We start from the raw sequence: 17,147 nt of genomic DNA on the forward strand, positions 1-17,147 counted from the left end.
GGACCAATTCTTCAGATTTCATGCTGATAAAGTATTTTCGCCAGCACATTTTGTGTCTTTATCCCCGTGTTTTTGCATTTCGTCGCAAGTCGATGGTAAGTAAAAAGTGCTATCGCTATAGTTCAACCATCGACACAGGTCGAGACGAGTTAAAACCCAAATCAACTACTTTGAAGGAGAAATAAAATGAAATCGACATTCACCCATAAAGCGATCGTAGCGGTTGTTTCAGCAGTTGTTGTGGTTAGCGCAGCAAATGCATTTCAAACAAATCAAACTAAACAAGTCGTAGCAGGCAAACAAACAATGCAACAAGTGACCGTGGCGGCAAAGCGTATGAGCCCAGAAGAAAAGTTAGCATTTGATTTGCAATCGACTGGCATGCAAACCGTGATTATCAGCGCTAAGCGTTTAACGCCTGAACAAAAACTGGCAATGGATGCACAAGATCGTGCGTGGCAATCAGCTGCAAAAAACAAAGCAATCACGAAGGGTTAATCTATGAAGCGTGATGCTCACTCAAGAGTGTGTCTTGTTTGTATCGTGTTTGCATATAAGTGCTAATGTATAAAGCTTTGCAGACCTTCGCAGACTTAAATCGTTCTAAGTGTTTTCGGTGTACTGACCCAACAATGTAGAAGCGAATTTCACACTCTTCATTTTGCGTGTACAAATCAAAGTCTTTTTTCAGTGTGTTAAGTAACACATTGACCATTCCAGAGAAGCCTTTGATTTATACGTGCAGGAAAAACCAGCAAGCTAAAACAGTATTAGTATTATCTGTATTTGGCTTAGGCTTGATGACTACTTAACCAAGCTAGCATTTCTCCAAATTCAGCTAAGCATCTGCTAAGCGTCAACTCAGTTTCAACTTGGTTTCAACTTAGTTCCAACTAAATATCAACCAATAATTCAGCGCCAAATATCCGGTGACGGCCATGTTCTTTGGCTTTGTATAATTGCGTGTCGGCCAGATTAATGAGGCTATTCGCATTCCCATGCGCTTTCTCTGGTTTGCAGCCGACGCCCAGACTCACCGTGACAAATGGCGCGACAGAAGATGCCGCGTGTTCTATCTGTAAACTTGCCACATCTTTGCGTATGGTTTCTGCCAATTGCATGGCACCTGCAAATCCCGTATCCGGCAACAGACAAACAAATTCTTCTCCGCCATAGCGTGCGATGTTATCGCCTGAACGCATCAAACTGGTCTTCAAAGTTTTTGCGACGCGTCGTAAGCAATCATCGCCCGCCTGATGTCCATAATGATCATTGAAGCGTTTGAAGAAGTCCACGTCCAACATCACTAAACTTAATGCTGTTTGATTACGAATAGCGCGTCCCATTTCAGCATTCACGCGTTCGTCAAAAAAACGTCGGTTGTGTACGCCAGTTAAGCCATCCAAATACGCCCAGCTCCGCAATAAATCTGACTGCGCTTTTAACATTAAGTGGGTTTTAATTCTGGCACGCACGATGCGCGGATTGATCGGTTTAGAGATGAAATCAACCGCACCTAAATCCAGGCCTTTTTCCTCAGCTGATTCATCGGTTTGCGCGGTGATAAAAATCACGGGAATATCGCGCATGATGGAATCTGCTTTTAAGCGTTGGCATACCTGATAGCCGTCCATTTCTGGCATCACTAAGTCGAGCAAGACTAAATCAGGTTGCTTAGATGCACACAAAGCCAGTGCCTGTGCACCGCTGGTAGCCATTAAGACTTGGTAGTCGTTAGATAAAATCTGATACAAGACTTGAATATTGGCAGCCTGATCATCGACCACCAACAGTCGTGGCTTGCTTGGCAGAGGAAGCAAGTCTTCGTTTGGATTCATCGGGTTATAGGAGTTTGCTGTCACTTGGATAATCCTTCTAGCAAATCGGTACAGAGCGATTGTGCCAGTTTAAAATCTAAGGTGGAAATGGCGATTTCTATCGGTCTTAGTTGTTCATGAAAGCCAGAGCCGAACTGCTGTAATAATTCAAGAATGGTTTCAGTTGCCGCCATATCTGCATTATCAAGTTGATCGGCTAATTCTGATAAACCGCGTCGAAATTGCGTGGTATCGAGATTGACCGCGAATCCATTATCCGCAGGTGCCGGCGTATGAGTTTGGCTGCGACCGTGTAAATACTTGGCGAGTTCTGCTAATTGCAGATCTAAATCGGTGATGAGTTCACAGGTTTTTTGGATTAGCTGACGGCACGCCTGAATGTCATTGTCTGCACTGGCTTGGGCTAAGTTTTTTTCAATCTGGGCTAGTACTTTGGCATGCTCATTCGCACCCAAAGTGCCTGATAAACCCTTGACGGTGTGTAAATGGCGTAATGCCGTACTCAAGTGATCCGGGACACAGCTGTGCAGTTGCGCTGGCAGTGCTTGTAAATCTTTGCGGAACATGTCGAGCATGCGTAAATACACATCAACCCTGCCACCAATTCGGTTCAGCGCAGGGTAAATATCGAAGCCCAATTGCTTTGCTGTCGTCGTTAACTCCACATCTTCAGGGATCGTCAAATTGCTATGATCACGATTGACTTGATCATCTTTGAAGGTGTGCCGTAAGATCACCTGCACCAGATTTTGCAAATCGAAGGGTTTGCCAACGTGATCATTTAAACCTGCCTCTAGGCAAGCGATCTTATCTGATTCCATCACATTCGCTGACATTGCAACAATCGGGAGATTGGTGCGTCGCAATTCTCCACGGATTTTTTTTGTGGCGGTAAAACCGTCCATGATTGGCATCTGCAAATCCATCAAGACCAAATCAAATGGCAGGCGTTCGCTGGTGATCAATTCGATCGCTTCGAGTCCATGATTGGCTAGTACAACTCTGGCACCTTCTGCTTCCAGCAGTTCACGAGCTACCTGTTGATTGTTGAGATTGTCTTCCACCAATAAGATGCGCAGATTTTGTAGGGGCTGGCTCGCACTGCTTGTCACAGCGTTATTCGCAATAACATTTCTTTGCGTACGCATTTTTAACAAGCTGTTGGCTAACTTTTGCGTATTCACCGGTTTAAATAAGACATGATCGAATAACAGTTGATCCTTAGGTGAAGCGCGTTGAAACAAGGCACGTTCGGTTTCACGCATTAGCAATAACATGGTTTGTGAGCGCGCCGATGCGACATCACGGATTTCCCGGATCACACTCCAGCCATCTGCTTCGATGCTATCCCAGTCAATTAAGATCGCTTGATAGTGTGTTTGCTCCCTCTGCAAGGCTTCTAATGCGGATTGACTGCTATCGATAAAGTCTGCGGTGAAACGCAATTCTGTACAGGCTGTTTTGAGGTGTTCGCGAACAAATAAATTGGCTTCATCCACCAGCAAATGCATGGTGAGATCTGAGACTTGATTGGTGGCGTAGTCTTCCAATGGCATTGTCTGATCTTGTGCGATCGGTAGCGCAATCGTAAAGTGGAAGCACGCACCTTCGCCCAAGGTACTTTCTAACTGTAACTTGCCACCCATCATGTCAACCAAGCCTTGGCTAATCGCAATCCCTAAACCTGAACCACCAAAACGACGGGTGGTCGAGGCTTCTGCTTGGGTAAATCCGCTAAAGATTTTCTCGTGATTTTCTGGCGCTATGCCTATTCCCGTATCTCGGACTAAAAACTGCAAATGTACGGTATCGGCGCTTTGTTCTAGCACGCGGATCGCAATGACGACTTCACCTTGCCCGGTGAATTTAATCGCATTACTTCCCAGATTGGTCAGTACTTGCCGCAAGCGCATCGCATCACCGATTAAGCGTGCCGGGATTTGTGGATCAATATCGAACAAAATATCAACCGGTTTGTCGGTCAGATTGATGAGTAGCAAGTCTGACAGTTCAACTAATAATTGTTCGAGTTTGAACGGATGCGGATCGAGCGTCATTTTGCCCGCCTCGACCTTAGAAATATCTAGAATGTCGTTGAGTAAATTGAGCAGAGAACGGGCCGCACCTTCGGTTTTGCTCGCATAGTCATTTTGTTGCGGTGACAACGGGGTTTTCCGTAGCAGGTTTAACATGCCCAAGATCGCGTTCATCGGTGTGCGGATTTCATGACTCATGTTGGCCAGAAATGCAGATTTCGCCTGACTCGCATCATCGGCCGCCTGTTTGGCGTGGCGTAAAGCTTCTTCTGCTTGGTATTGCAAAGTGATGTCACGATTAATCCCCGTGACCAGCATAGGATTGCCGAATTCATCGCGTTCTATCCCGCCTGCTGCCTGAATATATCGTATGCCTTTGCTTGGACTGATGATACGGAAAATTGGACTATAACTATGGGTTCCGGCAATCGCACCTTGCAGGCGTTCTTCAGTTTCGGCTAAATCATCAGGATGAAGTTTGGCACGCCAAAAATCATAGAATAATTTATTGCTTCTTAAATTTTGCGGGACTTCATAGATATCGAACATGCGTTCGTTAAAGACTAGCTCATTGGTGTGCAAATCCCAGCTCCAAATACCAAGCTCGGCAATCTCTGCTGCCTTGGTTAATTGATCGCGCACGGTGAGCAAAAGTTGCGTGCTTTTTTGTAATTCAGCCTCTGCCTTTTTGCGCTCTGTAATATCCATCTGGGTACCAGAAACCCATTCGGGTTTGCCGACTGCGGTGTACGAAGAAATCCTGCCACGGGTTAGTACCCAAATCCACGAACCATTTTTATGTTTCAGACGATTTTCGCATTCGTAGTAAGAGAGTTCATGCGCAAAATGCTTGGACATTAAGGCTTTTGCTTTCTTCAAATCGTCGGGATGGGTCAAATTGTCCCAAATCTGAATACTGGGTGTGCCTAACTCATTGAGTTCATAGCCAACCTGATCGGCCCATCGTTCATTTAAGCGCATCTCTCCGGTAACGACATTCCATTCCCAAGTGCCGACATTGGTTCCTTCGATGATGTGAGCGAGTGCCGAGCGTTGGTTGGCGAGCCGGCTGGCGGCCTTTTTACTGGCGGTAATGTCGGTGCGGATGGAGATGAATTTTTCTATTTTTCCATCGGCGTTTTTGAATGGTGCGATGAAGGTATCGACCCAATACAAATTACCTGCCTTGGTACGGTTACAAACCTCGCCACGCCATGGCGTTCCTGACGAAATTGTGCGCCACATATTTGATAAGAAATCGGGAGACTGCACGCCCGTGGCAACGATTTTGTGATTACCTTCTAATATTTCTTCCCGTGTGTAGCCACTGATACGACAATACGCTTGATTCACATCGACAATTTTTCCTTCGTCATTGGCAATCGAAACAATCGCATGCATGTTCAAGGTACTTAACAGCGCATCACTATCACGTAAGGCTGCCTGCAAGTGTTGCTCTGCCAATTTATTATTCGTTACATCGGTACAGATCGCGATGTATTTCTCGATGATTCCTTCGGTATTGGTGAATGGCGCAATAAAGGTATCGACCCAATAAAGTTGGCCATCACGTGCGCGGTTGCAGACTTCCCCGCGCCATGGTGTGCCGTTTGAAATCTTGCACCAGATATCCGACCAAAATTCACTTGAATGTTCTTGTGAGCTGATAATCCGGTGGTTTTGACCGACCAAGGATTCTCGTGGATAGCCGCTAATCCGACAAAACGCTTCGTTGACATCGATAATCTCGCCGCTCGCATCGGTAACCGACACAATCGCATGCATATTCAGTGTGCTGAGCAAGGCGTCGTTATCACGTTCCGCGGCATTTAATTTTTTCTGAATTTGCTCATTGAAACTCCGTTGTATTTTCAGTAGAGACGCTAGTAGAGCACTGATTAAACTCATCGCAATGAAGAAAGCAATCGGCACCGTGCGGTGAAGATTTGATTCGAATTTCTCGGTACTGGCGATGGTTAATTTGAAATCACGTTTGTGAAAGGTGATTAATTTGCTGCTGGAAAACATCGCATATTGCATTTGCGGGATGTTGGTGTTTTCGTTGACTTTGGCATTCTGACTGAGAAACCGGGTGATCTCTGCTTGGTTGAATGATTCGGTGTTTTCCAATTGGAATTGCACAATATCTTTGTCGACATCTGGAATGGCAGACATCAGTTCGGCAAGAAAAATCGGCGCGTAAACTACCCCGAGCACGGTCGCATGGCGTTCAGCCGTGGTGTTATGCGTCGAGGCATTTTGATACACAGGAACAAATAATAAGACGCTGGCTTTTTTCTCTGCCTTGGGTGGTGCATAAATCAGCGAACTGATGCTTGGTAAGCCAGAACTGATTGCGGATTCGATCGCCGCACGGCGTCGGCGATCCGATCCAAAATCGGTACCGGGAACAAAATGATTGTTGTAGGGAGTTTCAAAGAATTTGGCGAGATAACAGGTATCGGTTTCATTCTCATCAAATGCTTGCAAGCTAAATTTTTTCCCGCTGTCTTTTTCTTGTTGCTGAAAATAGCGATGAACCTCTGTTTTGGCGACTTTCTCGATAAATCCAAAACCACGAACACCAGGGTATTCAGTGCCGAGATCATGTGTTTTAATAGCGGCCCTAAACTCCGCAGAGCGCAGTTGTTGATTAACGCCGAATAAACTTTTGATGCCGTTTAAGCCATAGATCGGTGTTGAAAAGCGTTGCTCGATTTCATTGGTCAGGCGCTCGGCTTTATTGCGAAAGTCATTTTCAAGCTTATTTTTTTCGTTATGATTCAGCCACCAAGTGCCCGCGGTAGCGAAGCACATGCCGAGAATGAAGATGGCAGTGGGGAGATATTGCGGAAGCAGCCACTGCTTTTTGAGCCAGAATTTCTTCACGAAAAACAGTCCATGCAAGTCTTAGCGATTGACAGTTTTCAAGTATTGCGGGGTTTTGATATTGCCGTCAATCAAATATTTCTTTGGGGAAGTGTTAATTTGCGCGAAAATGCAACATTTTGAGCGCAAAATACTCAAACTCGAATGAATCAGTGAGATTGATTGGGCAATTTGATCAGGTCAATCGCATTCGCAAGCAGTGAATTTGTCTTGTATAGACAAAATTAGAAAAAATTAGACGAAATTAATTGATATTGATGTATTTTAGTAAATTTTTTTGCCTGTTCTTTGTTTGGTCTGCGCTTGATCTTCATTTGATTTTTAGGCGCATCCACAAGGCAGACTGACAAAATTTTAAAAGAATTTATTCAACGTAATAGTTTTACCTCTTTTGATAACACCACCTATGAAAAAAAATTATGCCATTTATGGACTAGGCGCCGCCTTAGTTGATACCGAAATTACTTTGAGCGATGCGGATTTGATCGCGATGAAAGTCGATAAAGGTGTCATGACCCTGGTCGATGAAGCCCGTCAAGCAGAGTTGATTGCGGCGTTGGAACACCATCTGGTGGCATCAAAACGTGCCAGTGGCGGCTCTGCTGCCAATACAACAATTGCCGCCAGCTATTTTGGTTGCCAGAGTTTTTATTCTTGCAAAGTGGCGAATGATGAGAACGGCGCGTTTTATTTAGCGGATTTGAAAGCCGCTGGTGTTTCGATTCCTCAGCACATTACACCGCCGGCCGGCATTACTGGCAAATGTCTGGTCATGATTACACCAGACGCCGAGCGCACCATGAATACCTTTCTTGGTATTAGTGAAAAACTCAGTGTCGATGAGCTTGATTTAGCGGCTTTGAAGGACAGCGATTATGTTTATATCGAAGGCTATTTGGTCACTTCACCCACTGGTCGTCGCGCCGCAATACAGTTACGTGAACAGGCCCAACAGCATGGAACACAGGTGGCATTAAGCTTGTCTGATCCGGCGATGGTGCAATTTTTTCGCGATGGTTTGCTAGAAATGATAGGCGACAAAGTCGATTTGATTTTCTGTAATCGCGACGAGGTCTTGGGCTTCACCCAATCAGACAGTTTTGAACAAGCCTGTGAATTGCTCAAGAAATTTGCGACTAAATTTGCCATCACTTGTGGCGCAGATGGCGCGGTCGTCTTTGATGGCGAACAACTGCATCAAGTGAATGCCCCGAAAGTGCAGGCAATTGATACCAATGGTGCTGGCGATATGTTTGCAGGAGCATTTTTGTATGCAATCCATCGCGGTGTCAATTTCGCACGCGCTGCTGAGTTTGCCAATATCGCTGCCGCCACCGTGGTGACCCAATATGGCCCACGTTTGCAAGCCCAGCAATATCGTGATTTGCGAACGCAATTTTTTGCAGAATAAGTACAGATCCATACAGGTCAATACAGGTGAACACAGGTGAATAAGCACGCCTGAGTACGCAATCTCGCAATATCCCAATAAAAGGGTTCGCCAACAATCAATATGTTCACTTCTTTTTCCAATCGGATTACAGGATATTTCGCCGCAGTGTTAATTGCGGCGATGGGGATATTGTTTTTGCTGTGGTATGTTGGCCTACCCTCGCTTGGGCTCACCGGCGCGCGCGAAGAGCGTTTGCTCAGTGCGATTGCGCAACTAGAAATGAAAGCGGATCTGCAAAGAAACCTGGTGATTGCAGATCTGCAAGATAGTAGTGCCGATTTAATGTTTATTGCGGAGAGTGATGAGATCAAGCGCACATTATTCTCTTCATCGTCAAAGCCGTCAGGCTCATCAACTTTAGCTGTCGCGTCGGTGTTGTCCGCCCAGCTAGAAAAGAAATTTCAAATTTTAGGCAAGCTGCGTTCTCAGCGTTTTACTGGATTGATGCTGATTGATCTACAAAGTAAAACGGTATTGGCTGCAACTGCATCGGGTCAACAGCAAAAAATCCCAGATCAAGATTTAAACGCTTTGATCGCAATGCCAAATTTTGATTCACACATTTTGAGTTGGTCGAATACCGATTTACCAGCCGCCCAATCAGCACATACGCTACAAGCGATTGTGTTACCCGTTAGAGAAACTGCGTCAGCACCCATATCAACGATCTTAGTCGGCTTGCTGGATTTGGAATTATTTGTACAAGACAGGCTCACGCTCGATGCTAGTTTGGTCAAACGTTTTGGCACCACTTTATTGTTTGATGCAAAAGCGAATCTGATTTTTAGTTTTCCTAAGATACTTAGTACGTCGCCCTTATACATTCCAAATCAGACGGTAATGGGCGGGTTTGAGGGCAGTGTATCGCAACGCAATGCAGCCGATGAAGAGTTAATTGCGGTCTATAGAAATCTGCCTTTGAGTCCAACGCAAATGTGGACGATGGTATTGGTGACTAAAAAAACCGATGTGTTGTCTGGCTTACTCAAGAATATCGATTTCTTGTTGATTGCCGGTAGCTTGATTAGCTTGTTGGCGCTGAGTTTGATTTGGATGTTTGCACGCCGATTGACACGCCCACTCGATGGTTTAGCGAGTAGTGCTGCACAATTAGGGCGCGGTGATTTGGCAGTGCGCGCTGTAGTCAATGCAGATGACTCACGTGAAATCCACACCTTGACCAAGGCGTTTAATGGCATGGCGGATGCGGTACAAAACGCGCAAGAATCTTTAGAAGCGACGATTGTCGATCGTAGTCAGGAATTAGCATGGTCAGAAGCACGTCACTTAACTTTATTCAATGCCACCGCCAGTGCCGTGATTGTGATGGATGTACGTCGTATGATCGATTGCAATCCAGCGGCAGTCACTTTATTCGGCGCGCGTGACCGACAGCACTTAATGCGGTGTAAGCCTATCGATTTATCACCCGAATTTCAATCGGAAGGTGTCAGTTCATTACATCTATCAAACCACTATTTTTCGCTAGCGCGAGAGCAGGGCATGTATTCCTGCGAATGGGTGCATAAACGCTTGGATAATGATGCGTGTTTTGATGCGGAAGTGTTGCTTAATTTAGTCGAGCTAGATGGAAAGAGTTTGATACAAGCGAGTGTGCGTGACATCTCGGTGCGTAAAAAAGTAGAAGCGGCTTTGCACGCGAGCGAAGAACGGCATCGTACTTTGGTCGAATGGTCGCCAGAGGGAATTAATGTACATCGCAAGGGACGTTTAATTTATGTGAACGCCTCGGCGATTCGCATGCTTGGTGCGAGCTCTGCTGAGCAGTTAATTGGACGTCCGATCACCGAGATTATTCATCCTGATTTCCATCACTTGTTACAAACCAGAATTAAGACAATCAATGAACCAGGTGGGCAAGAGCAAAGCTATGAAATCAAGTTCGTTAAAGTCGATGGTACGGCGATTGATGTGATGGCGCAGGGCGCTTTGATTGATTTTGACGGTGCTCCGTCGATTTATGTCGCATGGCATGATGCCACCGAAGCCAAACGTCATGCAGAATCGCAACGTATTGCCGCCACCGCATTTGAATCACAAGAAGGCATGTTTGTTACCGATGCGAATTGGCTGATTTTACGCACGAATCAATCGTTTAATCAGATTACCGGATTCCATGCTGACGAAATCGTTGGTCTGCCGCCGCGCTTTTTAAGTGAACAATTTAAGCAAGACAGTAATTATGTTGCCATGCTCAATAGCATCGCCGAACGTGGTGCATGGCAAGGGGAAGTCGCGGATCAGCGCAAAAATGGTAGTGCCTTTCCAGCATGGGTTAACATTTCGAGCGTGACCGATGAAGCTGGAGTGATCACGCATTACGTTGGTACTTTTAATGATATTACCTTGCGTAAAACTGCCGAAGATGAAATTCGTAATTTGGCTTTTTATGATCCATTGACGCAATTGCCAAATCGCCGCTTATTGATGGACAGGCTGGAACAAGCGCTAGCCTCGGGCAATCGTCATCAGCGTAAAGGCGCTTTACTATTTATTGATTTGGATAATTTCAAAACCTTAAATGACACCTTAGGACACGATCATGGTGACCTGCTGTTGCGACAAGTTGCCGAGCGTTTGAGTTTGTGCACCCGCGAGGGAGATACCGTGGCGCGACTTGGTGGCGACGAGTTTGTGGTGATGTTGGAAAATCTCGATGAAGATATTTTTGATGCCGCAAATCAGGCAGAGACGGTGGCGATTAAGATCTTGTCTGAGTTGAACCAAACCTACTGGTTAGGTGTTAGTGAGCATCACAGTTCACCTAGTATTGGTGTGACACTATTCGGTGAAAAAACCGAGACCATTGCCGAGCCCTTAAAGCGTGCCGATCTCGCCATGTATCAGGCCAAAGCGGCGGGGCGTAATACGGTGCGTTTCTTTGATCCTAAAATGCAGGCGATGGTGACACAGCGTGCTGAGCTGGAAGAAGACTTGCGTGATGCGATGTTGAACGATCAGTTCGAATTGCACTATCAAGCGCAGTTCAATGATCAAGGCCAGTTGTTTGCGGCAGAGGCATTAATCCGTTGGCGTCATCCTGAGCGTGGTTTGATCTCCCCAGCCGAATTTATTCCGATTGCAGAAGATACTGGCTTGATTACGATTCTTGGCTATTGGGTGCTAAACACTGCAATGCAACAGTTGGCCAAATGGGCGGAGCATCCAGAATTTGCCGGACTCACCTTGGCAGTGAATGTCAGTCCAAGCCAATTCCATCAGAAAAATTTTGTTGACCAAGTCACGGATGTGATCGATCTGACGGGTGCCGATCCACGTCGTCTGAAATTGGAATTGACTGAGGGATTTTCAATTTCGAATATTGAAGAGGTCATCGCCAGAATGTCGAGCTTGCGACAACGTGGTGTCAGTTTCTCTTTAGATGATTTCGGTACTGGTTATTCATCGCTGTCGTATTTGAAACGTTTGCCTTTGGATCAGTTAAAAATTGATCAAAGTTTTGTACGTGATATTTTGATTGATCCGAACGATGCCGCAATCGCAAAAATGGTCATCGTTTTGGCCGATAGTTTAGGGCTAAGCGTAGTCGCCGAAGGTGTAGAAACACTGGCGCAAAAAGCCTTCCTTGAACAACAAGGTTGCCGCGCATATCAAGGCTATTTATATAGCAAACCTTTAGCACTTGCCGAGTTCGAAGCATTTGCATTGCGGGCTTATCAAATCTCTTATTCTTAGAGGCTACACAAAACTGATGCTGATACGCTAGGGTGCGCCGTGCGTACTGAAATCGTAATTGATGTGTGTGGTGCGCACGGCGCACCCTACGATGTTAGGCTCTGGTCAATGCAATTTTGTGTAAGTCTATAAATAGGCGCCAATAAATCAAGAGCAAGTTAATTTTGCAATGCTATTTATCATGTCTTGCAAATGCGCTTAGACGTGTCCAGAACTTTCCATTTTCTATTTGAATAAATAGTCACAAATCACTGTCCAAATTCTAGTAATCTGGAACTTATCGTGATGAACTTAGTCCTATCTTCTTAACGTGTACGCCTGATTACTTGTCTGACTTGGAAACACCAAACTTTAGTCAAGCAGCAGACGTATCGTCAAGAATCAGTGGAGAGTGACCTCTGCATAGGAACAAGCTTACATAGGTCGAATAGGTCGAAGAAACAGAATTGCAGTGACCAACAATATCGAGAAAAAAGGAGATGTGATGCAAAGACGTGATTTTCTACAAATGGGTGGTGCTGCGCTAGGCGGTCTTTTACTACCTTCCTTTGCGCGTGCGATTGAAGTTGAAGAATTGCTAAAGCCGGTCTCTAATCAAGTCCGCAAGACCTTAGCGGATATCGCCTTGAACGCGGCAACAACCGCGGGCGCCAGTTATTGCGATGTGCGGATTGGGCGTTATCTGAATCAGTTCATTTCTACCCGTGATTTGAACGTCGAGAATGTCGTCAACACGGAATCCGCAGGTGTCGGTGTGCGCGTGATCGCCAATGGTGCCTATGGTTTCGCGGCCAGCAACGATATGTCACCGGACAGTATCGCGACAGCAGCGCGTCAGGCGGTGGCGATTGCGAAAGCGAATGCCAAATTGCAAACGGAACCTGTGCGTTTAGCCGCAGTGAAAGGTGTTGGCGAAGTTAGTTGGGCGACGCCGATTAAGAAAGACTGGCGTACCGTACCAATCAAAGAAAAAGTAGAATTGCTGCTAGCTGCGAACAAAGCTGGGATGGAGGCGGGTGCGAACTTTATGCAATCGGTGATGTTCCAGGTCAATCAACAAAAATACTTCGCGTCGACTGACGGTTCTTATATCGACCAAGATGTACACCGCTTCTGGATGCCTCTGAGTGCGACCGCGGTGGATACCAAAACAAATAAATTCCGTACCCGTCAAGGTTTGTCAGCGCCAGTTGGCATGGGTTACGAATATCTCGATGCACGTCCAGAAGATAAAGTACAAGCAGCTGGTGGAGTTGCCACTTTGTATAAAAATTCCTACGACCTGATTGCCGATGCACGCGCATGTGGTGCCAGCGCCAAACAAAAATTGACGGCAAAATCAGTCGTGCCAGGCAAGTATGATCTGGTCTTAAGCCCTGAACATTTATGGTTGACGATACATGAATCCGTTGGTCATCCAACTGAGCTTGATCGTGTACTTGGCTATGAAGCTAATTTCGCAGGCACGAGTTTCGCCACGATTGATAAGTGGGAAAGCAAGAAATTCAAATATGGCTCCAGCAATGTGAATATCGTCGCCGATAAAACTGTACCTGGTTCACTCGGTGCGGTTGGTTACGATGACGAAGGCGTCGCTTGCAAGCAGTGGGACATCATTAAAGACGGTATTTTGGTCAACTACCAAGCGACCCGCGATCAAGTGCACATGCTCGGTCAAACCGAATCCCATGGCTGCTCTTACGCAGACAACTGGAGTAGCGTTCAATTCCAACGTATGCCAAATATCTCTCTGGCTCCAGGCAAAAAACGTCTGACACCCGATGAGATGGTGAAAGACGTGAAGAAAGGGATTTACATCGTTGGTGATGGATCGTTCTCTATCGATCAACAGCGCTTTAACTTCCAGTTCGGTGGTCAGATGTATTTCGAGATCAAGAATGGCAAGATTGGCGAGCAATTAGAAGATGTTGCTTATCAATCGAACACCCAAGAATTTTGGAATGCCTGCAGTGCGACCTGTGATGAGCGTGATTGGCGTTTAGGCGGTTCCTTCTTTGATGGCAAAGGACAGCCAAGTCAATCGAGCGCGGTATCGCACGGCTCTAGCACTACGCGTTTTAATGGCATCAATGTGATTAACACAGCACGTAAGATTGCTTAAGGCGAGGATGATCATGAAACTATTGAATCAACTTAGCCAAGAAGAAGCCAAACGTATCTGCGATAAAGTCATGTCTTTTTCTAAGGCAGACGAATGCAATGTGCAGCTCGGTGGCGGCAGTACAGGGAATATTCGTTTTGCCCGCAATGCCGTTTCTACTTCAGGGGTGATTGGCGATACGCAATTGGTGGTGGCAGTTGCCTTTGGCAAGAAACAAGGCATTACCACTATCAACGAATTTGATGATGCATCCTTAGAAAAAGTGGTGCGACGTGCAGAAGATTTGGCGCGCTTGGCACCAGAAAATCCTGAGTTCATGCCAGCAGTGACGAAGCAAAGCTTTCAAGCATCACCAACTTTTCATCAAAAGACAGCGGATATCGATCCGGAATTTCGTGCCGAAGTCGCTGCGTATGCGGTGGAAGCTTGTCGCAAAAACAAATTGGTCGGCGCAGGTTTTTTTACTGATAACAATGGTTTTAGCTGCATCGCTAACTCCAATGGCGTGTTTGGATTTCAGCGCCAAACAGGTTTAGATTTTACGTGCACCGTGCGTACTGAAGATGGTCGCGGTTCTGGTTGGGTCAAGCGCTCGATTAGCGATGCCGGCCGTTTCGATGTGCGCGAAGCTGTCGATGTGGCGATGGATAAGGCAAAACGTTCTTTGAATGCCAAAGCGCTCGAACCTGGTCGTTATACGGTTATTTTAGAACCAGCCGCCACTTCCGATTTGATCGGCAATATGCTCGGCAATTTTGATGCCCGTCAAGCCGATGAAGGTCGCAGTTTCTTATCGAAGAAAGGCGGCGGTAATCGTCTCGGTGAAAAGCTGTTTGATGAGCAGGTTAATATTTGGGCTGATCCTTGGCATCCAGAGATCGGTGTGTTGCCGTGGGATGGTGCCATGTTGCCGCGCCAACGTACCGAAGTGATCAAAAATGGCAGAGTCAATTCGCTCGAATATTCGCGCTTTTGGGCGCAGAAACAGCAAGTCGCACCTATGGCGAGCCATGGCAATATGATCATGGCAGGAACCGACAAAACGACAGCAGAGTTAATCGCTAATACCAAAAAAGGTGTGTTGGTGACACGTACTTGGTACATCCGTATGGTCGATCCGCAATCGGTTCTCTTAACAGGCTTAACGCGTGATGGCACGTTTTACATTGAGAACGGCAAGATCATGTATCCGATCAAAAATTTCCGTTTCAATGAAAGCCCGATCAGTATGTTGAACAATATTGAGGAAATCGGTAAGCCAGTCATCATTGCTGGTGATGAAGTGCCGTACCAAATGTTGATTCCGCCGATGAAAGTGCGTGACTTCAATTTTACTTCTCTATCCGACGCGGTGTAGAGCAAACCAACAAAATAAGATTATTCACGATAGTATTTTTTCAGGAGTTGCTATGGAACGACGTAGCTTTTTAAAGATTAGTGGTATTGCCGCCGGCAGTTTGATTATTCCTGTATGTGGGAATGCGATCGCCGCAGAAGAACTATTAAATCCCGTTGGTAAAGCATTTAAGAAAAGTTTGGCAGATGCCGCGATGAATGCGGCGACCAAAGCGGGCGCGAGTTATTGCGATGTGCGCATTGGTCGCTATGTGAACCAATTCATCACCACGCGTGACACCCGAGTAGAAAATATCGTCAACACGGAATCGATGGGCGTGGGCGTGCGTGTGATTGCAGGTGGTGCTTATGGATTTGCTTCAACCAATGATTTGTCTTTGGATGCGGTTGCCAGCATGGCGAAACAAGCGGTGGCGATTGCTAAAGCGAATGCGAAATTACAGAGTGAGCCTTTGATTTTGGCGCCAGTAAAAGGTGTCGGCGAAGTGAGTTGGGCGACACCATTTACCAAAGATTGGCGTACTGTTCCGGTAAAAGAAAAAGCGGATATGCTGATCGCAGCTAATCGCGCTGGTTTAGAGGCGGGTGCGAATTTTATGCAGTCCAATCTATTCCAAGTGAATCAAGAAAAGTATTTCGCTTCTACGGATGGTTCCTACATTGATCAAGATATCCATCGCTTGTGGGCACCGATGACGGCAACTGCAGTCGATAAAGCGACCAACAAATTCCGCAGTCGTGAAAGCTTGTCTTCACCAGTCGGCATGGGTTTTGAATTCTTCGATGCCAAGCCAGAAGACAAAGTGAAAGCAGCAGGCGGTGTTGTCACGCTGTATAAGAACTCGTTGGATGTGATCGAAGAGGCGCGCGAAGCGGGGCGTCAAGCACGTGAAAAATTGGCAGCGAAATCGGTTGAGCCTGGTAAATATGATTTGGTCTTGAGTCCAGATCATTTGTTCTTAACGATACATGAATCAGTCGGACATCCAACTGAACTCGATCGCGTTCTTGGTTATGAAGCAAACTATGCAGGAACCAGTTTTGCGACCTTGGATAAATGGCGCACGAAGAAATTTAAGTTTGGTTCTGATCGCGTCAATTTCTTCGCCGATAAAACCACACCTGGTTCGCTCGGTGCAGTTGGCTACGATGACGAAGGTGTAGCAGGCAAGCGTTGGGACATCATCAAAGACGGCGTGTTGGTGAATTATCAGGCGACGCGCGATCAAGCACATATCATTGATGAAAAAGAATCGCATGGCTGTTCTTATGCCGATAGTTGGAGCAGCGTACAGTTCCAGCGTATGCCAAATGTTTCCTTAGCCGCTGGCAAAACACCTTTGACACCGGACGAGATGGTGAAAGACGTCAAGAAGGGCATCTATATTTTAGGTCGTGGTTCTTATTCTATCGATCAACAACGTTATAACTTCCAATTTGGTGGTCAATTATTCTTCGAAATCAAAAACGGCAAGATCATTGGCCCGGTTGAAGATGTCGCTTATCAATCCAATACACAAGAGTTTTGGAATAGTTGTAGTGCGATTTGTGATGATCGAGATTGGCGCATGGGTGGTTCTTTCTTTGACGGAAAAGGCCAACCAAGTCAGGTCAGTGCGGTCTCGCATGGCTCCAGTACAACGCGGTTTAACGGCATTAATGTGATCAACACAGCACGTAAAATTGCTTGATCCATTGTATTTTGCTAAACCAAATACCCTTACAAAATAAGCCAA

Annotated in this window: 8 protein-coding genes; 6 read left to right on the forward strand and 2 right to left on the reverse strand. The window is 46.0% G+C overall.

Going from position 1 to position 17,147, the window contains the following annotated elements; all coding sequences use genetic code 11:
- The first annotated feature begins 186 nt into the window (after positions 1 to 186).
- The gene (locus H8K33_RS13770) at positions 187 to 498 is read left to right on the forward strand and encodes a hypothetical protein (protein ID WP_186891609.1); all 312 of its coding nucleotides are present in this window, start codon (positions 187 to 189) and stop codon (positions 496 to 498) included.
- Positions 499 to 893: 395 nt separating this feature from the next.
- Here the strand turns inward: H8K33_RS13770 and H8K33_RS13775 are convergent, their stop codons facing one another.
- Both H8K33_RS13775 and H8K33_RS13780 read right to left on the reverse strand, forming a co-directional pair.
- Positions 894 to 1,862, reverse strand: coding sequence for a diguanylate cyclase (locus H8K33_RS13775; protein ID WP_343043825.1), 969 nt, complete (start codon positions 1,860 to 1,862; stop codon positions 894 to 896).
- Entirely contained in the window at positions 1,859 to 6,763 is a 4,905-nt protein-coding gene (locus H8K33_RS13780; RefSeq protein WP_186891610.1) for a PAS domain-containing protein, read from the reverse strand. The genes H8K33_RS13775 and H8K33_RS13780 overlap by 4 nt, the downstream gene beginning before the upstream one ends.
- 406 nt (positions 6,764 to 7,169) lie before the next feature.
- Between H8K33_RS13780 and H8K33_RS13785 the strand changes: the two genes are divergently transcribed.
- From H8K33_RS13785 to H8K33_RS13805, 5 genes are all read left to right on the forward strand, one after another.
- On the forward strand, positions 7,170 to 8,174 hold the full coding sequence (locus H8K33_RS13785) for an adenosine kinase (protein WP_186891611.1): 1,005 nt from the start codon (positions 7,170 to 7,172) through the stop codon (positions 8,172 to 8,174).
- 102 nt (positions 8,175 to 8,276) lie between these two features.
- Positions 8,277 to 11,933: a bifunctional diguanylate cyclase/phosphodiesterase gene (locus H8K33_RS20100; RefSeq protein ID WP_186891612.1), complete on the forward strand. Its 3,657-nt coding sequence runs from the start codon at positions 8,277 to 8,279 to the stop codon at positions 11,931 to 11,933.
- A 484-nt stretch (positions 11,934 to 12,417) separates the two neighbouring features.
- Entirely contained in the window at positions 12,418 to 14,055 is a 1,638-nt protein-coding gene (locus tag H8K33_RS13795; protein ID WP_186891613.1) for a TldD/PmbA family protein, read from the forward strand.
- Between the two features lie 22 nt (positions 14,056 to 14,077).
- Positions 14,078 to 15,412, forward strand: coding sequence for a TldD/PmbA family protein (locus H8K33_RS13800; protein ID WP_390318874.1), 1,335 nt, complete (start codon positions 14,078 to 14,080; stop codon positions 15,410 to 15,412).
- Between the two features lie 52 nt (positions 15,413 to 15,464).
- Complete coding sequence (locus H8K33_RS13805; RefSeq protein WP_186891615.1) at positions 15,465 to 17,102, forward strand: TldD/PmbA family protein; 1,638 nt, start codon at positions 15,465 to 15,467, stop codon at positions 17,100 to 17,102.
- The last annotated feature ends 45 nt before the right edge of the window (positions 17,103 to 17,147 follow it).

It is taken from the genome of Affinundibacterium amnicola, from assembly GCF_014284275.1.
GTDB classification, from domain to species: Bacteria; Pseudomonadota; Gammaproteobacteria; order Burkholderiales; family Burkholderiaceae_D; genus Undibacterium; species Undibacterium amnicola.

Coding starts and splice junctions, on each gene's coding strand:
- H8K33_RS13770 (WP_186891609.1), top strand. CDS start 187: ATGAAATCGACATTCACCCATAAAGCGATCGTAGCGGTTGTTTCAGCA.
- H8K33_RS13785 (WP_186891611.1), top strand. CDS start 7,170: ATGAAAAAAAATTATGCCATTTATGGACTAGGCGCCGCCTTAGTTGAT.
- H8K33_RS20100 (WP_186891612.1), top strand. CDS start 8,277: ATGTTCACTTCTTTTTCCAATCGGATTACAGGATATTTCGCCGCAGTG.
- H8K33_RS13795 (WP_186891613.1), top strand. CDS start 12,418: ATGCAAAGACGTGATTTTCTACAAATGGGTGGTGCTGCGCTAGGCGGT.
- H8K33_RS13805 (WP_186891615.1), top strand. CDS start 15,465: ATGGAACGACGTAGCTTTTTAAAGATTAGTGGTATTGCCGCCGGCAGT.